At 60.4% G+C, this 21,439-nt stretch carries 24 protein-coding genes; 14 read left to right on the top strand and 10 right to left on the bottom strand.

The window, feature by feature from the left end:
* The first annotated feature begins 147 nt into the window (after positions 1 to 147).
* From F7R20_RS18180 to rarD, 3 genes are all read left to right on the top strand, one after another.
* Complete coding sequence (locus F7R20_RS18180) at positions 148 to 1,458, top strand: MFS transporter (RefSeq protein WP_003202977.1); 1,311 nt, start codon at positions 148 to 150, stop codon at positions 1,456 to 1,458.
* A 121-nt stretch (positions 1,459 to 1,579) separates the two neighbouring features.
* Positions 1,580 to 2,614: an aldo/keto reductase gene (locus F7R20_RS18175; RefSeq protein ID WP_003202978.1), complete on the top strand. Its 1,035-nt coding sequence runs from the start codon at positions 1,580 to 1,582 to the stop codon at positions 2,612 to 2,614.
* A 140-nt stretch (positions 2,615 to 2,754) separates the two neighbouring features.
* Positions 2,755 to 3,639 (top strand): EamA family transporter RarD, encoded by an 885-nt coding sequence (gene rarD / locus F7R20_RS18170; RefSeq protein WP_003202980.1) that lies wholly within the window; start codon positions 2,755 to 2,757, stop codon positions 3,637 to 3,639.
* Positions 3,640 to 3,730: 91 nt separating this feature from the next.
* Here the strand turns inward: rarD and hppD are convergent, their stop codons facing one another.
* Entirely contained in the window at positions 3,731 to 4,807 is a 1,077-nt protein-coding gene (gene hppD, locus F7R20_RS18165; protein WP_003202983.1) for a 4-hydroxyphenylpyruvate dioxygenase, read from the bottom strand.
* 250 nt (positions 4,808 to 5,057) lie between these two features.
* On the bottom strand, positions 5,058 to 6,002 hold the full coding sequence (locus tag F7R20_RS18160; protein ID WP_003202985.1) for a DMT family transporter: 945 nt from the start codon (positions 6,000 to 6,002) through the stop codon (positions 5,058 to 5,060).
* Between the two features lie 183 nt (positions 6,003 to 6,185).
* On the opposite strand from F7R20_RS18160, the gene F7R20_RS18155 reads away from it, so the two are divergent.
* The 3 genes from F7R20_RS18155 to F7R20_RS18145 all read left to right on the top strand — a co-directional run bounded on the left by F7R20_RS18155 (position 6,186) and on the right by F7R20_RS18145 (position 9,406).
* The gene (locus tag F7R20_RS18155) at positions 6,186 to 7,049 is read left to right on the top strand and encodes a LysR family transcriptional regulator (RefSeq protein WP_003202987.1); all 864 of its coding nucleotides are present in this window, start codon (positions 6,186 to 6,188) and stop codon (positions 7,047 to 7,049) included.
* A 235-nt stretch (positions 7,050 to 7,284) separates the two neighbouring features.
* On the top strand, positions 7,285 to 8,829 hold the full coding sequence (locus F7R20_RS18150) for an EAL domain-containing protein (RefSeq protein ID WP_003202989.1): 1,545 nt from the start codon (positions 7,285 to 7,287) through the stop codon (positions 8,827 to 8,829).
* Between the two features lie 211 nt (positions 8,830 to 9,040).
* A complete protein-coding gene (locus F7R20_RS18145) occupies positions 9,041 to 9,406 on the top strand; it encodes a histone-like nucleoid-structuring protein, MvaT/MvaU family (protein ID WP_003202992.1) in 366 nt (121 codons plus the stop codon).
* A gap of 96 nt (positions 9,407 to 9,502) precedes the next feature.
* On the opposite strand, the gene F7R20_RS18140 is transcribed toward F7R20_RS18145, so the two are convergent.
* On the bottom strand, positions 9,503 to 10,030 hold the full coding sequence (locus F7R20_RS18140) for a DUF4946 domain-containing protein (RefSeq protein ID WP_003202993.1): 528 nt from the start codon (positions 10,028 to 10,030) through the stop codon (positions 9,503 to 9,505).
* A gap of 195 nt (positions 10,031 to 10,225) precedes the next feature.
* On the opposite strand from F7R20_RS18140, the gene gloA reads away from it, so the two are divergent.
* Positions 10,226 to 10,747, top strand: coding sequence for a lactoylglutathione lyase (gene gloA / locus F7R20_RS18135; protein ID WP_003202995.1), 522 nt, complete (start codon positions 10,226 to 10,228; stop codon positions 10,745 to 10,747).
* Between the two features lie 181 nt (positions 10,748 to 10,928).
* Here gloA and ahpF read toward each other — a convergent pair whose 3' ends face one another.
* The 4 genes from ahpF to galU form a co-directional block, all read right to left on the bottom strand.
* The gene (ahpF, locus tag F7R20_RS18125; protein ID WP_003202997.1) at positions 10,929 to 12,491 is read right to left on the bottom strand and encodes an alkyl hydroperoxide reductase subunit F; all 1,563 of its coding nucleotides are present in this window, start codon (positions 12,489 to 12,491) and stop codon (positions 10,929 to 10,931) included.
* 123 nt (positions 12,492 to 12,614) lie between these two features.
* Positions 12,615 to 13,178: an alkyl hydroperoxide reductase subunit C gene (gene ahpC, locus F7R20_RS18120; protein WP_003202998.1), complete on the bottom strand. Its 564-nt coding sequence runs from the start codon at positions 13,176 to 13,178 to the stop codon at positions 12,615 to 12,617.
* A gap of 174 nt (positions 13,179 to 13,352) precedes the next feature.
* Positions 13,353 to 14,711 carry a glutathione-disulfide reductase gene (gene gorA / locus F7R20_RS18115; protein ID WP_003203000.1) on the bottom strand — a complete coding sequence of 453 codons (1,359 nt, stop codon included), beginning with the start codon at positions 14,709 to 14,711 and terminating at the stop codon, positions 13,353 to 13,355.
* 353 nt (positions 14,712 to 15,064) lie between these two features.
* Positions 15,065 to 15,904, bottom strand: a complete 840-nt coding sequence (gene galU, locus F7R20_RS18110; protein ID WP_003182953.1) for a UTP--glucose-1-phosphate uridylyltransferase GalU — start codon at positions 15,902 to 15,904, stop codon at positions 15,065 to 15,067.
* 234 nt (positions 15,905 to 16,138) lie between these two features.
* Here galU and F7R20_RS18105 point away from each other — a divergent pair, with 234 nt between their 5' ends.
* Positions 16,139 to 16,354, top strand: coding sequence for a hypothetical protein (locus F7R20_RS18105; RefSeq protein WP_003203002.1), 216 nt, complete (start codon positions 16,139 to 16,141; stop codon positions 16,352 to 16,354).
* Positions 16,355 to 16,469: 115 nt separating this feature from the next.
* A complete protein-coding gene (locus F7R20_RS18100) occupies positions 16,470 to 16,751 on the top strand; it encodes a hypothetical protein (RefSeq protein WP_003203004.1) in 282 nt (93 codons plus the stop codon).
* Here the strand turns inward: F7R20_RS18100 and F7R20_RS18095 are convergent, their stop codons facing one another.
* Positions 16,752 to 16,982 carry a hypothetical protein gene (locus tag F7R20_RS18095; protein ID WP_003203005.1) on the bottom strand — a complete coding sequence of 77 codons (231 nt, stop codon included), beginning with the start codon at positions 16,980 to 16,982 and terminating at the stop codon, positions 16,752 to 16,754. It lies immediately after the preceding gene.
* A gap of 109 nt (positions 16,983 to 17,091) precedes the next feature.
* Positions 17,092 to 17,442, bottom strand: coding sequence for a hypothetical protein (locus F7R20_RS18090; protein WP_003203007.1), 351 nt, complete (start codon positions 17,440 to 17,442; stop codon positions 17,092 to 17,094).
* A gap of 203 nt (positions 17,443 to 17,645) precedes the next feature.
* On the opposite strand from F7R20_RS18090, the gene F7R20_RS18085 reads away from it, so the two are divergent.
* The 5 genes from F7R20_RS18085 to ada all read left to right on the top strand — a co-directional run bounded on the left by F7R20_RS18085 (position 17,646) and on the right by ada (position 20,965).
* Positions 17,646 to 17,948 (top strand): DUF1883 domain-containing protein, encoded by a 303-nt coding sequence (locus F7R20_RS18085; protein ID WP_003182962.1) that lies wholly within the window; start codon positions 17,646 to 17,648, stop codon positions 17,946 to 17,948.
* A 30-nt stretch (positions 17,949 to 17,978) separates the two neighbouring features.
* Positions 17,979 to 18,149, top strand: coding sequence for a hypothetical protein (locus F7R20_RS31680; RefSeq protein ID WP_003203009.1), 171 nt, complete (start codon positions 17,979 to 17,981; stop codon positions 18,147 to 18,149).
* 270 nt (positions 18,150 to 18,419) lie between these two features.
* Positions 18,420 to 19,136: a 2OG-Fe(II) oxygenase gene (locus F7R20_RS18080; protein WP_003203010.1), complete on the top strand. Its 717-nt coding sequence runs from the start codon at positions 18,420 to 18,422 to the stop codon at positions 19,134 to 19,136.
* A complete protein-coding gene (gene alkB, locus F7R20_RS18075; protein WP_028237641.1) occupies positions 19,123 to 19,803 on the top strand; it encodes a DNA oxidative demethylase AlkB in 681 nt (226 codons plus the stop codon). The genes F7R20_RS18080 and alkB overlap by 14 nt, the downstream gene beginning before the upstream one ends.
* A gap of 88 nt (positions 19,804 to 19,891) precedes the next feature.
* Positions 19,892 to 20,965, top strand: a complete 1,074-nt coding sequence (ada, locus tag F7R20_RS18070) for a bifunctional DNA-binding transcriptional regulator/O6-methylguanine-DNA methyltransferase Ada (RefSeq protein ID WP_003203015.1) — start codon at positions 19,892 to 19,894, stop codon at positions 20,963 to 20,965.
* On the opposite strand, the gene F7R20_RS18065 is transcribed toward ada, so the two are convergent.
* Entirely contained in the window at positions 20,929 to 21,417 is a 489-nt protein-coding gene (locus F7R20_RS18065; RefSeq protein ID WP_003203017.1) for a GyrI-like domain-containing protein, read from the bottom strand. The two genes, ada and F7R20_RS18065, sit on opposite strands and share 37 nt — an antisense overlap.
* Between the last annotated feature and the right edge of the window lie 22 nt (positions 21,418 to 21,439).

Below are 21,439 nucleotides of genomic sequence, written 5' to 3'. Positions count from 1 at the left end.
CAGGCATGGGTTTGGTCAGGCGCACAGGGTCTGCATTCAAACCCTGTGCTCTGGCACAAAGACACGGCCCCCTGGGCTGGCCGAGACTCAAGGGGCGGTCAACGTTACCCCTTGGCTCGCAAAAATCATAATAATGAGAGACCCGCCATGTCCCAGAGCGCAATAGCCCTCCTGGCTACCCCCGACGAAAAAAATACCGTCTACAAGCGCATCACCCTGCGCTTGATCCCCTTCATTTTCATCTGCTACCTGTTCAACTACCTCGACCGGGTCAACGTTGGCTTCGCCAAGTTGCAGATGCTCGACGCCCTGAAATTCAGCGAAACCGTGTACGGCCTCGGTGCCGGGATCTTCTTCATCGGCTACGTACTGTGCGGCGTGCCAAGCAACCTGGCCCTGACCAAGTTCGGTCCACGGCGCTGGATCGCGCTGATGATGATCACCTGGGGCACCTTGTCGACGTGCCTGCTGTTCGTCACTACCCCCACCGAGTTCTATACCTTGCGGCTGTTCACCGGCGCCGCCGAGGCCGGGTTCTTCCCTGGCGTGGTGCTGTATCTCTCGCAATGGTTCCCGACGTTCCGACGGGGCCGGATCATGGCGTTGTTCATGTCGGCCATCCCGGTGTCCGGCCTGCTGGGCAGTCCGTTTTCCGGGTGGATCCTCAACCACTTCGCCGCCGGCCAGGGCGGCCTGGCGGGTTGGCAGTGGATGTTTTTGCTGCAAGGCATTCCGACGGTGATCCTCGGGGCGCTGGCGTTCTTCCTGCTCAGCGACACCTTCGCCAACGCCAAATGGCTGACCGACCAGGAACGCGACGTGCTCACCGCCGACCACGCCGAAGACCTGGCCAACAAACCAAAGACCGCCACCGACTCGCTGTTGGCGGTGTTCAAGAACCCGGCGATCTGGGCCTTCGGCCTGGTGTACTTTTGCATCCAGAGCGGCGTGTACGCGATCAACTTCTGGCTGCCGTCGATCATCAAGAGCCTGGGTTTTGGCGATAACCTGGTGATCGGTTGGCTGAGTGCAATCCCGTACCTGTTGGCGGCCGTGTTCATGTTGCTGGTGGGCCGCTCGGCGGACCTGCACAAGGAGCGCCGCTGGCATCTTGTCGTGCCGATGCTGATGGGCGCCGTCGGGCTGCTGATCGCCGTCAACTTCGCCACCACCCCGGCCATCGCCATCATCGGCCTGTCCATCGCCACCATGGGCGCCCTCACCGGCCTGCCGATGTTCTGGCCGGTGCCCACGGCCCTGCTCAGCGCGGGCGCGGCGGCCGGTGGGTTGGCGTTGATCAACTCCATGGGGCAGATGGCGGGATTCCTGAGCCCGTACCTGGTGGGTTGGGTCAAGGACGCCACCGGCTCGACCGACGCGGCGCTGTACCTGTTGGCGGGCGTGATTGTCTGCGGCAGCCTGCTGGCGTTGCGCATGACCCGTACCCTAAGGGCCTGACACCCTTTTTTCCCACAGAGGTAGTTCCACAGTTGATTGGGGTGTTTGAGAATTCTGTTTGATCCGTGCGGTGGTTCTGGGGTTTGATTGAATCTTTCCCCATGGATAAAAGGATCTTGTCATGAGCTACCGCACGCTAGGCCATTCCGGGTTGCAAGTCTCGACGCTGACCCTGGGCACGATGATGTTCGGCGAACAGACCAGCACCGAGGATTCGCTGCGGATCATCGACAAGGCCTGGGACCAGGGCATCAATTTCATCGATACCGCGGACGTCTACACCAACGGCCGTTCCGAGGAAATCGTCGGCGAGGCAATCGCCCGTCACCGCCAGGAATGGGTGCTGGCCACCAAGGTCGGCTTCGGCCCGCCGGACGGCATGCCCAACCGCAGCGGTCTGAGCCGCAAGCACATCTTCAATGGCATCGAAGCGAGCCTGACGCGCCTGGGCACCGATTACCTGGACATCTATTACCTGCACCGCGAAGACCACAACACGCCGTTGCACGTCACCGTGTCGGCCATCGGCGACTTGATTCGCCAAGGCAAGATCCGCTACTGGGGCCTGTCGAACTACCGTGGCTGGCGCATCGCCGAGGTGATCCGCATCGCCGACAGCCTGGGCATCGACCGGCCGGTGATCAGCCAACCGCTGTACAACATCGTCAACCGCCAGGCGGAAACCGAGCAGATCACCGCGGCACAGAACTACGGCCTCGGCGTGGTGCCGTTCAGCCCCCTGGCCCGAGGCGTGCTCAGCGGCAAGTACGCGCCGGACGTGGCGCCGGACGCCAACAGCCGTGCCGGACGCCAGGACAAACGCATCCTGGAAACCGAATGGCGGGTCGAGTCCCTGCGCATTGCCCAGCAGATCCTGCAATACACCCAGGGCCGCGGCGTGGGCATCGTCGAGTTCGCCATCGCCTGGGTGCTGAACAACAGCGCCGTGACCTCGGCCATCGTCGGGCCGCGCACCGAGGAGCAGTGGGATTCGTACACCAAGGCGCAATCGGTGAAGATCAGCGCAGAAGATGAAGCGTTCATCGATTCGCTGGTGACGCCGGGGCATGCTTCGACGCCGGGGTTCAATGATGTGAGCCATTTCGTGCCGGGGCGAGTGCCTGTGGGAGCAAGGCTTGCCCGCGATGAACGATAACGCGGTTCACTGTTAAACCGTGGCGTGGCTATCGCGGGCAAGCCTTGCTCCCACAAGCCTTGCTCCCACAGGCCTTGCTCCCACCATCAACACCCTCGCCACAGGCAGGGTGTTGATTGATCGCCCTCAAGAGAATCACCGTGTCCAAAGGCATCGTTCTATCGGTCTCGGCCTCCGCGCTGTTCGCCGTCATGTACTACTACACCTCGCTGCTCTCACCGCTGACAGGCGTGGAAATCTTCGGCTGGCGCATGCTGCTGACGATGCCGTGCATGACCGCATTCCTGCTGGTGACCCGGGAGTGGAAACTGGTCACGGCGCTGATCCAACGCCTGATCGCCACGCCACGGCTGTTGATCGCGGCGATCGCCTCGTCGGCACTGATGGGCGCGCAACTGTGGCTGTTCATGTGGGCGCCGCTCAATGGCTACAGCCTGGACGTGTCGCTGGGGTACTTCCTGTTGCCGCTGTCGATGGTGCTGACCGGACGCATCGTCTACGGCGAACGCCTTTCCTACCTGCAGAAAGTCGCCGTGTTCTTCGCCACCCTTGGCGTGTTCAACGAGTTGTACCAGGTGGGTGGTTTTTCCTGGGCAACCTTGCTGGTGGTGATCGGCTACCCGATCTATTTCATCCTGCGCAAACGCATCAAGACCGACAACCTGGGTGGGCTCTGGCTGGACATGACCCTGATGCTGCCCGTGGCGCTGTGGTTCGTGCAAAGCGGTGAACAGGGCCTCGACGTTTTCGATCAATACCCGTGGCTGTCGCTGCTGATCCCGGTGCTCGGGGTGATCAGTGCCAGCGCGCTGGTATCCTACATCGTCGCCAGTCGGTTGCTGCCGTTCAGCCTGTTCGGGTTGTTGAGTTATGTAGAGCCGGTGTTGCTGCTGGGCGTTGCACTGCTGTTGGGCGAAAGCATCAAGGCCGGTGAATGGCTGACCTACATCCCCATCTGGATGGCGGTGGCGGTGCTGGTGTTCGAAGGGTTCAAGCACTTGGTGCGGCAGCAGCGCAGGGCCTGAGCCTTACACCGCTCCCACATTTGGAACTGTGTCGGGCAATAAAAAGCCCGCCCGGCATCACTGCCGGGCGGGCTTTTTCATGGCTCAGGCCTTACTCGGTCGCCAGCACACCTCGACGCACCTGGTCGCGCTCGATGGATTCGAACAGCGCCTTGAAGTTGCCTTCGCCGAAACCATCGTCGCCCTTGCGCTGGATGAATTCGAAGAACACCGGCCCCATCAGGGTTTCCGAAAAGATCTGCAGCAGCAGGCGCTTGTCGCCCTGCTCGGAAGCACCGTCCAGCAGAATGCCCCGCGATTGCAGTTCATCCACCGGTTCGCCGTGGTTCGGCAGGCGGCCTTCGAGCATTTCGTAATAGGTGTCCGGCGGCGCGGTCATGAAGCGCATGCCGATGCTTTTCAGGTGATCCCAGGTCTTGACCAGGTCATCGGTGAGGAAGGCCACGTGCTGGATGCCTTCGCCGTTGAACTGCATCAGGAACTCTTCGATCTGCCCGGCGCCCTTGGACGATTCTTCGTTCAACGGGATACGGATCATGCCATCCGGGGCGGTCATGGCCTTGGAGGTCAGGCCGGTGTATTCGCCCTTGATGTCGAAGTAGCGGATCTCGCGGAAGTTGAACAGCTTCTCGTAGAAGCCGGCCCAGTAGGCCATGCGTCCGCGATAGACGTTGTGGGTCAGGTGGTCGATGATTTTCAGGCCCGCGCCCACCGGGTTGCGGTCAACGCCCTCGATGAACACGAAGTCAATGTCATAGATCGAGCTGCCTTCGCCAAAACGGTCGATCAGGTACAGCGGCGCACCGCCGATGCCTTTGATCGCTGGCAGGTTCAGCTCCATCGGGCCGGTCTCGATGTGGATCGGCTGGGCGCCGAGTTCCAGGGCACGCTTGTAGGCCTTTTGCGAATCCTTGACCCGGAACGCCATGCCGCACACCGACGGACCGTGCTCGGCGGCAAAGTACGACGCCACGCTGTGGGGTTCGTTGTTGAGGATCAGGTTGATCGCGCCCTGGCGATACAGGTGCACGTCCTTGGAGCGGTGGGTGGCCACTTTGGTGAAACCCATGATCTCGAAGATCGGCTCCAGGGTGTTGGGGGTCGGGGATGCGAATTCGATGAATTCAAAGCCCATCAGGCCCATGGGGTTTTCGTATAGATCTGCCATGTCGGCGCCTCATCAGTCGGGTCAATTAACAAAAAACGTTAGTTGCTGGCGATGCTGAGGACACGGGGCGGCGCGCAGGAAATGCCACGAACGCTGCGGGCGAGGAAATCGCCATAGATCAGTTGAAACCCAAGTATCTTCATTGTCGACCCAAGGCTCTTGCGGGCGAGGCTTCTGCTGCCAGAAGACGTTATTCTTATATGCGTAACTCGATTCTACACAGCGTAACCAGGTTTGTCCGCCTTCTGTATCAAATCGCCTTTTCCTTCGACCGCGCAAGGGGTTTGTTGCACAGGAAAATGCCCACCAGGATCACGCCCCCGCCGACACACATCAAGGCCGTGAGCCGTTCGTCCAGCAGCAGCGCCCCCAGCAGCACCGCCGTCAACGGATTGAGCGCGATGAACACCCCGGAACGGGTCGCACCGATCCGACGAATGCCGTCATACCAGGCGATATAGGCCAGGGCCGAGCCCAGCACGCCGAGGTACAACAGGCTCAGCCATTGCTCAACGTCCAGGCCGCGCAGGGCTTCGACACGAATCTCGCCCGCCGCCGCGCAGGCCAGCCACAACATCAGCGTGCCCAGCAGAATCGACCAGGTCACGGTCTGCAAGGGGCCGAGGCTGTCATTGAGTTTTTTCGAAAACAGCGAATAGATACCCCAGCCCAGCACGCAGCCAAAAATCAGCAGATCGCCGATCCAGCCCTGCGCGGCGCCTTGCAACAAGGACGGATCACGACTGACGATCACCAATCCCGCCCCACCGATGCAGAGCACGATGCCCGCCACTTTCAACCGGCTCAGCCGCTCCTTGAACAACCACCAGGACGCCAGCCCGATCACCGCCGGGTTCAAGGCCACGATCAGCGAGGCCCGCGACGCATTGATGTACTGCAAGCCATAGAAGAAGCACAGGTTGTAGAAAAAGATGCCAAAGAACCCCAGCGCGGCCAATTGCAGCCCCTGTTTCACACTGGGCCTGGCCAGCGGGATCCCGGCCAGGGCGAGAAACGACAGCAGCGCGAGACTCGCCAGCAGGAAACGCAGGCTGGCGGCAAACATCGGCGCCAAGGCATCGGCAAGGATCCGGCCGGCCACGAAGGTCCCGCCCCAGATCATGGTGACCATGGCGAGCTTCAAGTAGACCGGCAGGTCCGACGAGGCTGGGAGGGTTTGTTCGAGAGTTTTCATGGTTTCACCACCGCACGCTAATGAGAACAACGCAGAACCTGTGGCGAGGGTGGTTAATTGTGGGAGCAAAGCTTGCTCCCACAGGGTGGAACCTTGCCAAAAGGTGTTGTGCAGCTTCCTGATTCAAGTCAGATACCTCATTATTTGGCTCATGCCTTGTCATCGTAAAATGAGCAATTCCTCATGACCCTCACCCAACTCGAAATCTTCTCCCTGGTCGCCGAGCTGCGGGGGTTCACGGCGGCGGCAACGCGCCTGGGCATCGGCCAGTCAGCGGTATCCCACGCCATCAAATCCCTGGAACAAGAATTGGGCGTTGAATTGCTCAGGCGTCATCAGTCCCAGGTGGAACTCAGCGACATTGGTCAGCAATTGCTTCTGCGGGCCCGGGCCATGCTCGGGCTGGCCAACACCTTGCGCCAGGAAGCCGCCGATGCCCGGGGCATGCGCCGAGGCACCTTGCGCATCGGCTCGTTCGGGCCCACGTCATCGATGAAACTGTTGCCCGGTATCCTGCAGCGCTATCGAGACTTGCACCCGGGCATCGAAGTGCACATCGACGAAGGACCCGACAGGCAGGTCCTCCAGTGGCTGGACGAACGGCGGATCGACGTCGGCTTCGTGGTGTTGCCCGAGGAGCGTTTCGATACGTTCATGCTGATGGAAGATCAGATGGTCGCCCTGCTGCCCACTAACCATCCCCTCGCCGCCCGGGCCAGCCTGAGCCTCAAGGACCTGTGCAACGACCCCTTCGTGCACACCGAGGCCGGATCATCGGAGCTGGTTTCGCGCCTGTTCAATGCCGCCCGGCTGACCCCGAATGTGCGTTTTCGGTGTTCGCAACTGCTCAGCACCCTGGATATCGTCAGGCGCGGTGAGGCGGTGAGCGTGGTGTCCGAAGGTTCGTTGCCGGAGGGCGAAAGCCTGGGCTTCGTCGTGCGCCCCTTGTCGCCGCGGGTGCCGCGCCAGATTGGCCTGGCAGTCCTGGACAGCCGCCAGGCCTCGCCCGCCACCCTGGCGTTTATCGAGCTGGCCCGGCAGTCATGAGCCCGGCATCAAACCTGTGGGAGCCTGGCACTGAACCTGTGGGAGCAAAGCTTGCTCGCGATGAAGGCACCTCGGCTCTCCAGGTGGACCGAATGATCGTTCATCGCGGGCAAGCCTTGCTCCCACAGACCTCGCTCCCACAGTCACCCTGTGGTCAGCAAGCACCCGGCAAGCCATCTATCATGGTCGGCATCCGACGATTCCCCCTCATCCCTTTTCTTCTCAGGTTGTGCCGATGCCCTTGACCGCTACGCGCTCGCATACCCGGCCCCGTCGCTATCTCGTCACCCTGCTTTGCGGCCTGGTACCGATGCTGTCAGGGCTGGCCATTTTGTACATGCAGGCCGAACGGACGCTGGCGCAACAGACCCGGCAGACCGCCGAGGAACTGGTCAGGCAGATCGAGCTGATGCTCGACAACACGGCCTTGGCGGCCCATGAACTATTACCCCTGGCCGGCCAGCCCTGCGAAGCGGTGAAGCTGGCATTACGCGAACAAGTGACGCGCCGGCCCTTTGTCCGTTCGACCAACCTTATCTGGGACAACAACCTGTATTGCAGCTCGCTGTTCGGTGCATTCGAGGAACGCGTCAACCCGAGCGACTACCATCAAGGCACCTTGTGGCTCATGGACGGCAACCCGGTCACGCCGGATACCGCGCTACTGATTTACCGGATCAACGAGGGCCATCAAGGCGCCTTGGCCACGCTTGACGGGTACCACCTGACGAACGTCTTGCGCTTGATCGGCCGCCAGACCCGGCTACGGCTGCAAGTCGGGCCGAACTGGCTGGCGGCGGACGGCAAGGTCCGACCGGCGCCCATACCCGGGCTGCCGGTCGCCCAAAGCGAGCTGGGTTCATCGCGCTACGCCTTCAACGTAGAAGCCGGCTTCGATGAGGGTGAAACCTGGCGCTACATGGCCAGGGAATATCCGCCGCTGTTCAGCTTGCTGATCTTCTTCGGCGTCGTGGCCGGGACCCTCGGGCACTGGCTGCAAAAACGCGCCTCCTCGCCCAGTCGTGAACTGCAACGGGCCCTGGAAGCCGGCGAGTTCGTGCCCTATCTGCAACCGGTCGTGCACAGCGACAGCAAACGCTGGGCCGGCGTCGAAGTGCTGATGCGCTGGAATCACCCCAAGGAAGGCCTCGTTCGCCCGGACCTGTTCATCCCGTTCGCCGAACACAGCGGCCTGATCGTACCGATGACCCGGGCGCTGATGCAGCAGACCATGCACCTGCTGGCACCGCTGGCGCCTCAACTCGAAGCACCGTTTCATGTCGGCATCAACATCACCGCCCGCCACTGCCAGGATCTGGCGCTGGTGGACGATTGTCGCGAATTTCTCGCCGCCTTCGCGCCGGGTGCGATTGCCCTGGTGCTGGAGTTGACCGAGCGCGAACTGATCGAACCTACGCCCGTTACCCGGCAACTGTTCGACCAGCTGCGGGAACTGGGCGTCAAGATTGCCCTCGACGATTTCGGCACGGGTCATTCCAGCCTGGCGTACTTGCGCCAGTTCAACGTGGATTTCTTGAAGATCGACCAGAGTTTTGTCGCGATGATCGGTGCCGATACGCTGTCACGGCACCTGCTCGACAGCATCATCGAACTGTCGGGCAAGCTGGGCCTGGACATGGTGGCCGAGGGCGTCGAAACCGTCGAGCAAAGCGACTACCTGAGCGCCCATGGGGTGAACTTTCTACAGGGTTATCTATTTGGTCGACCGATTAGCGGGCAGGCGTTCATTGAGACCTTGACCGACCTTAATGGCAGTTAACCGCCGCCGATCTATTGACGACGATGCCCAACTGATAAAAGCTTTTGCTGTTGTTACATAACGAAAAAGTTACGATTTACACTTTCCGGATTAACTACTACAATTTTTCTACCTGTGCCAGATAGCAGGAGAGTCATTAACACCAAGGCGCTCGGCTTATAGCTTTGTTTGCGGTTGGTATCAGCCAAATATTTTGATTGGAGTAACGATTTTGTCCAGACTCGCTGAATTTCGTGCAGCCGAAAAGGCCCTTCAAGAACAGCTCAAGCAGTTGGAATCGCTGAAGAACGATGCCGGGCTCAAGAAGGAAATCGAATTCGAGGAAAAGCTCCAGGGACTGATGAAAACCTATGGCAAGAGCCTGCGCGACATCGTCGCGATCCTCGACCCGAACCCGTCCAAGGCGAGCCTGCAATCGACCAAACCCATCAAGACCCGCCGTGCGCGAGTGGTAAAGGTTTACCAGAACCCGCACACCGGCGAGTTGATCGAGACCAAAGGCGGTAATCACCGCGGTCTGAAAGCCTGGAAAGAACAGTACGGTGCAGCTACCGTCGATTCCTGGTTGCGTGGTTGACAGCGTCCATGATCAAAAAAAGCCCTGAATACACTCAGGGCTTTTTTATGGGCTAAACTTTTTGGATTAAATCCCGAGCGTATTACACTGACGGCCTTATAGTTTCAAACTGTTTCGCACCGACTGTATTTCATCCTGGCTTTCAACAAACACCTGCGCCTGCCCTGCATAGGACAGCACATAAGCCTTGCCCCCATTTAGTGCCGCGACGAGTGCCTGAGACAATACATGGCGTCCGTTTTGCGTGATCGTGCAAGTGGTTTCCAATGCAGTTACGCCGCCCAACATGGAAGCATGGATCTTATTGCACACACTTTGGTAACCGCCCTGGAAGAAATCCTTCTGGATCGACTTGCGCATTTCCAGCAACACGCCTTGCAAGTTGACCTGGTGATCGGGCTCGACGGTAGTCGTGGTCAATTCCATGACCATCACGGCATTGCCTGCCGAATCGCTCTTGGTTGCACGTTGTCGCAAGGGGCCCGACGCCGCCGCATCGGCGGGCAGTGGCTCGACAACCCAGCCTTGGGGCCAGGCGATCTGCGGTTCGTCCGCCTGGACGCCGCCGACACTCGCAATGCAGGCAAACAGCAGGACAAACAGCGAAAGGAACGGTCGAATCATTGCGTTGGCACTCAAGGGCGAATCGTAAAGTCTGAAGCCCGAGGCAGAAGCAGGCAATAGCCACACGCGGTTTGGCGACACCGCGTCCCTTGCGTATCATGGGCGCACCTGCAAGGAAGCCGTCTGACGCAAGCCCAGGAACCGTCGCAACCAAGCTTGCGACGCCGTTTGCCCCACTTATTTTCCGGAGGGCCCATGAGCCTGCACGAACTCAATACTTTCCCTGGCGTCACCGCACAACCTGATGCCGCCACGGCCAAGTTCGTCTTCAACCACACCATGCTGCGAGTCAAGGACATCACCCGGTCCCTGGACTTCTACACCCGCGTGCTGGGTTTCTCGCTGGTGGAGAAACGCGACTTCCCGGAAGCCGAGTTCAGCCTGTACTTCCTGGCACTGGTGGACAAGAACCAGATCCCGGCGGACGCGGCGGCGCGGACCGAATGGATGAAGTCGATCCCTGGCATCCTGGAACTGACCCACAACCATGGCACCGAAAGCGACCCGGCCTTCGCCTACCATAACGGCAACACCGACCCACGCGGCTTCGGCCACATCTGCATCTCGGTACCGAACATAGTCGCCGCCTGCGAGCGCTTCGAAGCACTGGGCTGCGATTTCCAGAAACGCCTGAACGACGGCCGCATGAAAAGCCTGGCCTTCATCAAGGACCCGGATGGCTACTGGGTTGAAATCATCCAGCCTGCGCCGCTGTAAACCTCTCCACCGTCCCCCTGTGGGAGCGAGCTTGCTCGCGATGACGGCGGCACATTCAACCTGGATCCAGGCTGACCCACCGCTATCGCGAGCAAGCTCGCTCCCACAGGGGGATGCGTGATCCAAAACAAAACCCCATGAGCCAGGCTCATGGGGTTTTGTTTTTTCCGCTATCGGTTGTTCAGGCCGGCGCAGAGGTTCGGATCAGGTGGTCGAAAGCACTCAGCGAAGCCTTGGCGCCCTCGCCTACGGCAATCACGATCTGCTTGTACGGCACGGTGGTCACGTCACCGGCGGCGAACACGCCAGGGATCGAGGTTTCACCCCGGGCATCGACGATAATCTCACCCCGCGGTGACAGCTCGACAGTGCCTTTGAGCCAATCGGTGTTGGGCAACAGACCAATCTGCACGAAGATCCCCTCCAACTCCACATCCCGCACGTCACCGCTCGGACGGTCCTTGTAGCGCAAGCCATTGACCTTCTGACCGTCTCCAGTCACTTCGGTGGTCTGGGCGTTGGTAATCACCGTCACGTTCGGCAGGCTGTGCAGTTTGCGCTGCAATACCGCGTCGGCACGCAATTGCACATCGAACTCCAGCAACGTGACGTGGGCGACGATACCGGCCAGGTCGATGGCCGCCTCGACGCCGGAGTTACCACCGCCGATCACCGCCACGCGCTTGCCCTTGAACAGCGGACCGTCGCAGTGCGGGCAGTACGCCACGCCCTTGTTGCGATACTGCTGCTCGCCCGGCACGTTCATTTCGCGCCAGCGGGCACCGGTCGCCAGGATCACGGTCTTGGCCTTGAGGCTCGCACCGCTGGCGAACTTGATTTCATGCAGCCCGCCGTCTTTGCCAGGCACCAAGGCGTCGGCACGTTGCAGGTTCATGATGTCCACATCGTACTGCTTGACGTGTTCTTCCAGGGCGACGGCCAGTTTCGGCCCTTCGGTTTCCTGGACCGAGATGAAGTTCTCGATGGCCATGGTGTCGAGCACCTGGCCGCCGAAACGTTCGGCCGCCACGCCAGTGCGGATGCCTTTACGGGCCGCGTAGATCGCCGCCGAAGCACCGGCCGGGCCACCGCCGACTACCAGCACATCAAAGGCGTCCTTGGCGCTGATTTTCTCGGCCTGGCGTTCGATGCCGCTGGTGTCGATCTTGGCGAGAATCTCTTCCAGGCCCATGCGACCCTGGCCGAAGTTCACACCGTTGAGGTACACACTCGGCACGGCCATGATCTGGCGTTCATCGACTTCGGCCTGGAACAGCGCGCCGTCGATGGCAACGTGGCGAATGTCTGGATTCAGTACGGCCATCAGGTTCAGCGCCTGGACCACGTCCGGGCAGTTCTGGCACGACAGCGAGAAATAGGTCTCGAAGTTGAACTCGCCCTTGAGGGAGCGGACCTGTTCGATGACGTCGACACTGGCCTTCGAAGGGTGACCGCCAACTTGCAGCAAGGCCAACACCAGCGAAGTGAATTCGTGGCCCATGGGAATGCCAGCAAAACGCAGGCTGATATCGGCTCCCGGGCGATTCAACGAAAACGAAGGCTTGCGCGCATCGCTGCCGTTGTCGAGCAAGGTAATCTGATGGGAAAGACTGGCAACGTCTTGGAGTAACGCGAGCATTTCCTGGGATTTCGCACCGTCGTCGAGGGAGGCGACGATCTCGATCGGCTGGGTGACCCGTTCCAGGTATGACTTCAACTGAGCTTTAAGATTGGCGTCCAACATACGGGCGATTTCCATTTTTTGAATTCAGAAAAAACAACGCCCGAGCGAATCTCGCCCGGGCGTTTTTTGGGGCGAAGCGGCTTACTTGATTAAGAGCGGATCGCCCTCGGATGACTCACAGACTTAGATCTTGCCGACCAGGTCCAGGGACGGAGCCAGGGTGGCCTCGCCTTCTTTCCACTTGGCTGGGCAGACTTCGCCCGGGTGAGCAGCAACGTATTGAGCGGCCTTGATCTTGCGCAGCAGCTCGGAAGCGTCACGGCCTACACCGCCGTCGTTGATTTCAACGATCTTGATCTGGCCTTCAGGGTTGATCACGAAAGTACCGCGGTCAGCCAGGCCGACTTCTTCGATCAGCACGTCGAAGTTGCGCGAGATGACGTGGGTCGGGTCGCCGATCATGGTGTACTGGATCTTGCCGATGGCTGGCGAAGTGTTGTGCCAGGCAGCGTGGGCAAAGTGAGTGTCGGTGGAAACGCTGTAGATCTCGACGCCCAGCTTCTGGAACTCGGCGTAGTTGTCGGCCAGGTCTTCCAGCTCGGTTGGGCAAACGAAGGTGAAGTCAGCCGGGTAGAAGAACACGACAGACCATTTGCCTTTCAGGTTGGCGTCCGATACTTCGACGAATTCGCCGTTTTTGAAAGCGGTAGCGTTGAACGGTTTAACTTGGCTGTTGATGATAGGCATCGATGTTTCTCCGTCAGGGTTGAAAGTTGATGGAGAGGATCTTAACCACTCATCCCCAGGCTGGCTCATTGGCAAACCTGATGCGAATGATTGGTTTTGGCTATCAGCAGCTAAATAGATAGAAGAAAACTTAATATGGCGAGCCGGCTCGCTCGCCATATGTTCGTCGGGTGGTCAGGAGGCGACGGGCGTACGCATCGTCACGAATTCTTCGGCAGCCGTCGGGTGCACGCCGATGGTTTCGTCGAAGTCGCGCTTGGTGGCGCCGGCCTTGAGTGCGATGGCCAGCCCTTGGACGATTTCACCGGCATCCGGCCCGACCATGTGGCATCCCAACACCTTGTCGGTCCGGGCATCCACCACCAGTTTCATCAGGGTGCGTTCCTGGCATTCGGTCAGGCTCAGCTTCATCGGCCGGAACCGGCTTTCGAAAATCTCTACCTCATGCCCCTCCTCCCTGGCCTGCTCTTCGGTCAGGCCAACTGTGCCGATGTTCGGCAAGCTGAACACGGCGGTGGGAATCATCCGGTAATCCACCAATCGATACTGCTCGGGCTTGAACAGACGCCGCGCCACCGCCATGCCTTCGGCCAGGGCAACGGGGGTGAGCTGGACGCGACCGATCACGTCGCCAATGGCCAGGATCGACGGTTCAGCGGTCTCGTATTTTTCGTTGACCTGGACAAAGCCCTTCTCATCCAGCGTGACGCCGGTGGTTTCAAGGCCCAGGTTGTCGAGCATCGGCCGCCGGCCGGTGGCGTAGAACACGCAATCGGTGAGCAACGTCTTGCCGTCCTTGAGCTCGACCCTGAGGCTGCCATCGTCCAGCTTTTCGATGGACTTGATGTCTGCGTTGAACTGCAGGTCCAGGCCACGGCGGGTCAGCTCTTCTGCCAGGTGCTTGCGCACCGCACCGTCAAAGCCGCGCAGGAACAGCTCACCGCGATAGAGCAAGGACGTCTGCGCACCCATGCCGTGGAAGATCCCGGCGAACTCCACCGCAATGTAGCCACCGCCCACCACGATGACGCGCTTGGGCAGTTCCTTGAGAAAGAACGCCTCGTTGGAGCTGATGGCGTGCTCGCGCCCCGGAATGTCCGGGATCACCGGCCAACCGCCCGTGGCGATCAGGATGTGCCTGGCGGTGTAGCGCTGGCCGTTGATCTCGACCTCATTGGGCCCGGTCAGCCTGGCGTGACCTTCGTGCAGCACGACGCCGCTGTTGACCAGCAGGTTGCGGTAGATGCCGTTGAGGCGATTGATTTCCCGGTCCTTGTTGGCGATCAACGTGGCCCAGTCGAAACTCGCCTCGCCCGCCGTCCAGCCATAGGCCGACGCCTGTTCGAAGTCCTCGGCGTAATGCGCGCCGTAGACCAGCAGTTTTTTCGGCACGCAGCCCACGTTCACGCAGGTCCCGCCCAGGTAACGGCTCTCCGCCACGGCCACCTTGGCCCCGAAACCGGCGGCAAACCGCGCAGCCCGCACACCACCGGAACCGGCGCCAACCACATACAAGTCAAAATCGTAGGCCATTTTCTATCTCCTTCGGCAGGTCATCAGCATACCTGCTGTTTTCACCTGAGGCAGCGTTGCGATGGTTATGGGGGCGGAAAATGGAAAAGCCAGTTGGGCCGCTCAAGTTACGCCGATCCATGTGGGAGCGAGCTTGCTCGCGATGGCGGCGGCACATTCAACATGGGTGTAGGCTGGCCCACCGCTATCGCGAGCAAGCTCGCTCCCACAGTTGTTTTGGGGTGGTCTCAGGATTTTTCATATCCCACAGGGTTTTGTTTGTGTGATTGATGATTGGCGAGAGACTTTTCCCCAAGCCAAAAAAAACGCCCCGAACCAGTCGGGGCGTTTTTTTCAAGGCGTGGCGCAGGCTATCAGTAAGCCTTGCCCGTCTTGTAGAAGTTCTCGAAGCAGAAGTTGGTCGCGTCGATGTAGCCTTCGGCGCCACCGCAGTCGAAACGCTTGCCCTTGAACTTGTAGGCCATGACGCAGCCGTTCTGGGCCTGTTTCATCAGGGCGTCGGTGATCTGGATCTCGCCGCCCTTGCCTGGCTCGGTCTGTTCGATCAGGTCGAAGATATCCGGGGTCAGGATGTAGCGACCGATGATCGCCAGGTTCGACGGTGCGTCTTCAGGTTTTGGTTTTTCAACCATGCTGTGAACGCGGTAGATGTCGTCGCGGATCATTTCGCCGGCAATCACGCCGTACTTGTTGGTTTCCTGCGGATCGACTTCCTGGATCGCCACGATGGAGCAGCGGAACTGCTTGTACAGCTTGACCATCTGGGTCAATACGCCGTCGCCTTCGAGGTTGACGCACAGGTCATCCGCCAGGACCACGGCGAACGGTTCGTCACCGATCAGTGGGCGGCCGGTAAGGATCGCGTGGCCCAGGCCTTTCATTTCGGTCTGGCGAGTGTAGGAGAACGAGCACTCATCCAGCAGTTTGCGGATACCGACCAGGTATTTTTCCTTGTCGGTGCCCTTGATCTGGTTTTCCAGCTCGTAGCTGATGTCGAAATGGTCTTCCAGGGCGCGTTTGCCGCGGCCGGTGACGATGGAGATTTCCGTCAGGCCCGCATCGAGGGCTTCTTCGACGCCGTACTGGATCAGTGGCTTGTTCACCACCGGCAGCATTTCTTTGGGCATGGCTTTAGTCGCTGGCAGGAAGCGAGTACCGTAACCGGCTGCTGGGAACAAGCATTTCTTGATCATATAAGTCCTTGAAAAGGCGGTGTGTACGAGTTTCGGCGCAGTCTAATCAGGCAACAGGCACCTTACAATGCCCGCGCTGGCCAACCGGTGCCATCATAGAGAAATAAAAAACGGCGGATAGTTCAATCGCCTTTCGTTTCGATGGCTCCAGCGGACCCACTGTACGCCAGTGAGCGCTGTTTGCGAGCATTTGACGTATCATGGTGCCCTTGATCACGCCAATGAGGCAGCTAGATGTCGGCAACAAGAAACGCAAACGGTTATTCGGTCAGCCAGGGCAAGGACGGCCAGTGGTGGATTATCAACTACCACGGCGAGCAGGTCGCCGGTCCCTTGCCCAGCAAGGCCATGGCGGTGGAAGTGGCCGCGGTATTCCAGGATGAGCGCGCTGCCCCCGCAGTGAAAGAACGCGACACCGCCCCCGCCCGCAGCCCCCGCCGCAAGAAGTAACCAGACGAGCCTCGTAAAAATGCCACGCGGGCATTGAACGAGGCTTGTTTAGCTGTACCGGAGTGGCCATTCGCTATAATCTCGCGCTTGCCCTTCCCTCCTTGATGACGACCCCATGAAGACACTTCTGGCACTGTTTGCAGTCCTGGCCCTGGCGGGCTGTGCCTCAGCCGAAAAAACCTACCTGGACAACGGCGAACAAGGCCTGGCCATCGACTGCTCGGGTGAGGCCAACTCCTGGGCGACGTGCTACGAAAAGGCCGATGCGTCCTGTGCCGGCACCGGCTACCGCATCGTCGGTACCGACGGCACGCCCCAGGCCAAGGAAAGCGAGAAGACCCTGGGCGTCGACGTCGGCAACTTCACCAGCCGCAGTGTCGTGGTGGTCTGCAAGTAATCAAATGTGAATCTCGGCAAACTTGATGCCCAGCCCGCGCAGGGTTTCGATCAGTTCGTCGAGACGGGCAAAGGACTCGACTTCGTCCTGGTCATCCACCAGGAAAAAACTGCGTCCGGCGCTTTTCTTGAAGAACACGATCCATTCGCCCGGGCTCGCCGGGTTCTGAATCACGTGGGTGGCACAGATAAGACCTTCTGCATGGCGCTCGCGCACCTGCTCGCGTTTCATCGACTGACTCCATGAATGACAATGCCGCCAACGTGAACCGTGGCGGCATTTTTTGTCGAGGGCAGTAGTTTATCCGATGCCCGGTCCGCTCGTCAGGCGCGCAATGCGATCAGCCGGAAATGCAGGCGTTGGCCGCATCCTGCACGTCGCCCGGACGCACCGGTACATTGGACATGCTTTCGTGCAGCTTGATGCTGCTGCCGCTGGAGCGCTCGTCAATGTCGAACACCGCCGCCGGCAGGGTCGACAGTTTGCCCGGGACGATCAATCGAACGCCATTCTTGTGTGGCTCCACTTGCAGCGGACCACGGCTTTTGGCCAGTTTGTCGGAAACACACTTGGCATATTCGTGAGGTTTCTTTCCGGAGATGACGCTCATGGTGGGGGGCGTCTGGTTGATGTCCGATACCGATGCACATCCACTCATGGCCAATGCCAACACCCACACGCTGCGCTTCATATGATTCCTCCGATAAAGATCCTCCGACAGTGCAGACGCCGTTTTTCTCCGGTGCCGCACCGCTTTATTTTTCCCGCAACCTGCAATAAATGAACAAAGCCTGGAGCGCGGGCCGGATATTAACACTCGGGGCTGATAAACTGCGCATCATTGCCCCTTGCTATCGTTTTGATTTTGTAGAAAAAGCCCTTCTGGAGGCGCCCATGAAATTCATCCACCAGCGCGAGCACCTGAACGAAGACGACATTGTCGTCATCGAATGCTCCCAAATGTGCAACATCCGTTTGATGAACGACGCCAACTTCCGTAGCTTCAAGAACGGCGGCCGGCACACGTATCACGGCGGCGCGTTCGACACCTTCCCGGCCCGGATCACTGCCCCTAGCACCGGTTTCTGGAACATCACCATCGACACCGTCAACCGCCGTGCAATCAGCGTCACGCGCAAACCGACCCTGACCCACAAGATCAAAATCATCCGGCGTTCCAGCTCGAAACTGAGCTGAGCCTCGCCCACTTTCAAGACAGGCAAAACCGTGTCCCAGACGACCAAATACGTCATCAAGTACAAGCTCAACGACGAACGCCGCTTCGAATTCGCGCAACTGGAAACCGGGACCGAGGAAGAAGCCAGGGCCGCATTGCAAAAGCTGCATGGCCAGACCGACGACGTGATCAGCGACGTCAAGGTCAGCAAAGCGCTGTAACAACTCATCCGACTGTTTTTGTGGGAGGGTTATCCCCATTGTGGGAGCAAGGCTTGCCCGCGATGCAGGCGCCTCGTTCACCCCGACAGAACGCGTTGCCTTCATCGCGGGCAAGCCTTGCTCCCACAGATAATCCTCTCGCCACAGGGTGACGGGTGTGTCAGCTCAGGGTAGGTGAGCGCTCGGCCGTTGACACACCGCAAGATCCGGAGTGTCAGCCGTCAAAGCACTCCCCAGACTGACCAGTCCTTTCTACCAAGGATTGTCATCATGTCCCTACCCTCGCTAATCCAATGCATACACGACCTGGACTGGCCAGCCCTGGAGAACAGCCTCGACCAGGACGGCTGTGCAATCATTCGCAACCTGCTACCGACAACACAATGCCGGCTGCTGAGTGGTCTGTACGCCGAACCCGGGCTTTTTCGTTCGCGGGTGATCATGGCCCGCCATGGATTCGGGCGCGGCGAGTATCAGTATTTTCGCTATCCGCTGCCCGACCTCATCCAGCAGTTGCGCCAGTCGTTGTATCCAGCGTTGGTACCGCTGGCGAACCGCTGGAATGAACACATGGGTATTGAAGTGCGCTACCCCCACGAACACCCTGACTTCATCCGGCGCTGTCACGCCGCCGGGCAATCGCGGCCTACGCCGTTGTTGCTGCAATACGGTCCGCAGGACTACAACTGTCTGCACCAGGATCTGTACGGCGAGCAGGTGTTCCCACTGCAGGTGGCGATCCTGCTGTCGGAACCGGGTCGGGATTTTACCGGCGGCGAGTTTGTCCTCACCGAACAGCGCCCGCGCATGCAATCGCGGCCCCAGGTCATCGATCTGAAACAGGGCGATGCCGTGGTGTTTGCCGTGCACCAGCGGCCCGTCAAAGGCGTTCGCGGTTATTATCGGGTGAACATGCGCCATGGCGTCAGCTGCGTGCACAGCGGCAGGCGGCACACCTTGGGAATCATTTTTCATGATGCGCAGTAATGACACACCGCTCACATTGGACCTGTTCGCCGACCAGGCGCCCACCACGCCTGGCCAGGTCGAGCAGATCGGCCAGCAAGCGTTCGTGCTGCGCGGGTTCGCCCTGCCCTGGCTCGAGCGCTTGCTGCCGGCGCTGGAAAGCGTCTTGCAGGCGGCGCCTTTCCGGCAGATGGTCACGCCCGGTGGCTTTACCATGTCGGTGGCCTTGAGCAGTTGCGGTGCGCTGGGCTGGACCACCGACCGCAGCGGCTATCGCTACACCGCCCACGATCCGCAGACCGGCCACCCCTGGCCCGACATGCCGGCGGTGTTTCGCGAACTGGCCCAGGCCGCCGCCCGGCAGGCGTACTTCGAGCATTTCGAACCCGACGCCTGCCTGATCAACCGCTACGTGCCCGGCGCGCGGATGTCGCTGCACCAGGACAAGAACGAACGCTCCCTCGCCGCCCCCATCGTCTCGATGTCCCTGGGCTTGCCGGCGGTGTTCCAGTTCGGCGGCTTCGAGCGCAGTGACAAAAGCCTGCGCATCCCGTTGTTCCATGGCGACATCGTGGTCTGGGGCGGCGTGGACCGGTTGCGCTACCACGGCGTGTTGCCGCTCAAGGAAGGCCAGCACCCGCGCCTGGGTACCCAGCGGATCAACCTGACGTTTCGCACCGCCGGGTGAAGGTGCAGAATTCAACCGCAAGACCCGGAGTGTCGCCACTGGAATGGCTCGCTATTGTAGGCAAAACGGGCCAATGGACATAACGACCATGAACAGCACTTCGAACAATCTCGCCCCTGAACTGGATCCTCGCTGGGCCGCCGTGCTCGCCCGGGATCCACGCGCCGACGGCACCTTCGTCTATGGCGTGAAAACCACCGGCATCTATTGCCACCCAAGCAGCCTGTCGCGCCTGCCCAACCCGCGCAACGTCGAGTTCTTCGACACGCCGGAACAGGCCCAGGCCGCCGGTTACCGGCCCAGCAAGCGCGTGGCTCGGGACCAGACCCAGATCGCCGCCCAACAAGCGGCACGGGTTGCCGCCGCCTGCCGGCAGATCGAGGCGGCCGAGGAACTGCCTGGCCTGAATGAACTGGCAGAGAGCGCGGGCTTGAGTCCCTTTCATTTTCATCGGGTCTTCAAGGCAGTCACTGGCCTGACCCCCAAGGGTTATGCCGCCGCCCACCGCTCACGCAAGGTACGCGAACGCCTGGCCGATGGCGGCACGATCACCGAGGCGCTGTACGACGCCGGCTTCAACTCCAACAGCCGCTTTTATGAGGCAGCCGACAAGGTGTTGGGCATGAAACCCGCCGACTATCGCGCCGCCGGGCAGAACACCGACATCCGTTTCGCCGTCGGCCAATGCTCCCTCGGGGCGATCCTGGTGGCGCAAAGCGAGCGTGGCGTGTGCGCGATCCTGCTGGGGGACGACCCGGACGCGTTGGTGCGGGACCTGCAAGACAAGTTCCGCCGGGCCAACCTGATCGGCGCCGACCGCGAGTTCGAGCAGTTGATCGCCCAGGTGGTTGGCTTCATCGAAGCACCGGCCCTGGGCCTGGACCTGCCCTTGGACCTGCGCGGCACCGCCTTCCAGGAGCGGGTCTGGCAAGCCTTGCGGGATATTCCCGCCGGCAGCACCGCCAGCTACGCCGAGATCGCCCAGCGCATCGGCATGCCCAAGGCCGTGCGCGCCGTGGCTCAGGCCTGCGGCGCCAACAGCCTGGCGGTGGCGATCCCTTGCCACCGAGTGGTACGCAGCGACGGCAACCTGTCGGGCTATCGCTGGGGTGTGGAGCGCAAGCGTCAGTTGCTGGCGCTGGAGCGCTCGTCCGGGGATTGAATGCCGATGTAGATCGCCACCGAATCGGGGCCGCTGTAGACCTCGAAATCGGTGGTAAAGCGGCGCAGCGTCTGCGGATTATCCGCGAAGTACGCCCAGATCAGGCCCCAGGTCTGGATCACGCAGTCGGGCATCGGCCCCTTGGCCGCAAACATCAGGTAATCCCCGCCCTCGATGTCCACGGCGGGGTAGCCTGCGCTGGTCGCATCCACTTGCACCCCGGCCGTCACATCGAAGTGGCCAGTGGCATCGGACTCGTAATTGGAATACACCCCGTAGACGAACGACTCCGACTGCCGGGCCGGAATCGTGTCGAACAGCCCATCATTGAAGAACTGCTGCCACATCGGGCCGATCCGAGCGGTGTCGGGCTGCTGCTCGTCGGTGTTGCGGGTGCGCACCTGCAAACCGGCCACGGTGAAGGGTTCGACGGTCTTGAGTTTCACGTCCATGGGTTGGGCTCCTTGATGTATG

This window comes from Pseudomonas brassicacearum subsp. brassicacearum (assembly GCF_008801605.1).
GTDB classification, from domain to species: Bacteria; Pseudomonadota; Gammaproteobacteria; order Pseudomonadales; family Pseudomonadaceae; genus Aquipseudomonas; species Aquipseudomonas brassicacearum.
The sequence above is the reverse complement of the archived record's forward strand: the minus strand, read 5'-3'. Positions and strand labels throughout refer to the sequence as shown.

What these genes read in the sequence shown, in the direction of transcription:
- ahpF (WP_003202997.1), bottom strand. Translation starts at nt 12,491, where the DNA reads ATGTTGGACGCCAATCTTAAAGCTCAGTTGAAGTCATACCTGGAACGG.
- F7R20_RS18105 (WP_003203002.1), top strand. Translation starts at nt 16,139, where the DNA reads ATGTCGGCAACAAGAAACGCAAACGGTTATTCGGTCAGCCAGGGCAAG.
- F7R20_RS18140 (WP_003202993.1), bottom strand. Translation starts at nt 10,030, where the DNA reads ATGATTCGACCGTTCCTTTCGCTGTTTGTCCTGCTGTTTGCCTGCATT.
- F7R20_RS18155 (WP_003202987.1), top strand. Translation starts at nt 6,186, where the DNA reads ATGACCCTCACCCAACTCGAAATCTTCTCCCTGGTCGCCGAGCTGCGG.
- ada (WP_003203015.1), top strand. Translation starts at nt 19,892, where the DNA reads ATGAACAGCACTTCGAACAATCTCGCCCCTGAACTGGATCCTCGCTGG.
- gorA (WP_003203000.1), bottom strand. Translation starts at nt 14,711, where the DNA reads ATGGCCTACGATTTTGACTTGTATGTGGTTGGCGCCGGTTCCGGTGGT.
- F7R20_RS18080 (WP_003203010.1), top strand. Translation starts at nt 18,420, where the DNA reads ATGTCCCTACCCTCGCTAATCCAATGCATACACGACCTGGACTGGCCA.
- F7R20_RS18150 (WP_003202989.1), top strand. Translation starts at nt 7,285, where the DNA reads ATGCCCTTGACCGCTACGCGCTCGCATACCCGGCCCCGTCGCTATCTC.
- hppD (WP_003202983.1), bottom strand. Translation starts at nt 4,807, where the DNA reads ATGGCAGATCTATACGAAAACCCCATGGGCCTGATGGGCTTTGAATTC.
- F7R20_RS18065 (WP_003203017.1), bottom strand. Translation starts at nt 21,417, where the DNA reads ATGGACGTGAAACTCAAGACCGTCGAACCCTTCACCGTGGCCGGTTTG.
- F7R20_RS18100 (WP_003203004.1), top strand. Translation starts at nt 16,470, where the DNA reads ATGAAGACACTTCTGGCACTGTTTGCAGTCCTGGCCCTGGCGGGCTGT.
- F7R20_RS18095 (WP_003203005.1), bottom strand. Translation starts at nt 16,982, where the DNA reads ATGAAACGCGAGCAGGTGCGCGAGCGCCATGCAGAAGGTCTTATCTGT.
- galU (WP_003182953.1), bottom strand. Translation starts at nt 15,904, where the DNA reads ATGATCAAGAAATGCTTGTTCCCAGCAGCCGGTTACGGTACTCGCTTC.
- F7R20_RS18160 (WP_003202985.1), bottom strand. Translation starts at nt 6,002, where the DNA reads ATGAAAACTCTCGAACAAACCCTCCCAGCCTCGTCGGACCTGCCGGTC.
- ahpC (WP_003202998.1), bottom strand. Translation starts at nt 13,178, where the DNA reads ATGCCTATCATCAACAGCCAAGTTAAACCGTTCAACGCTACCGCTTTC.
- F7R20_RS18175 (WP_003202978.1), top strand. Translation starts at nt 1,580, where the DNA reads ATGAGCTACCGCACGCTAGGCCATTCCGGGTTGCAAGTCTCGACGCTG.
- gloA (WP_003202995.1), top strand. Translation starts at nt 10,226, where the DNA reads ATGAGCCTGCACGAACTCAATACTTTCCCTGGCGTCACCGCACAACCT.
- alkB (WP_028237641.1), top strand. Translation starts at nt 19,123, where the DNA reads ATGATGCGCAGTAATGACACACCGCTCACATTGGACCTGTTCGCCGAC.
- F7R20_RS18085 (WP_003182962.1), top strand. Translation starts at nt 17,646, where the DNA reads ATGAAATTCATCCACCAGCGCGAGCACCTGAACGAAGACGACATTGTC.
- F7R20_RS18180 (WP_003202977.1), top strand. Translation starts at nt 148, where the DNA reads ATGTCCCAGAGCGCAATAGCCCTCCTGGCTACCCCCGACGAAAAAAAT.
- F7R20_RS18090 (WP_003203007.1), bottom strand. Translation starts at nt 17,442, where the DNA reads ATGAAGCGCAGCGTGTGGGTGTTGGCATTGGCCATGAGTGGATGTGCA.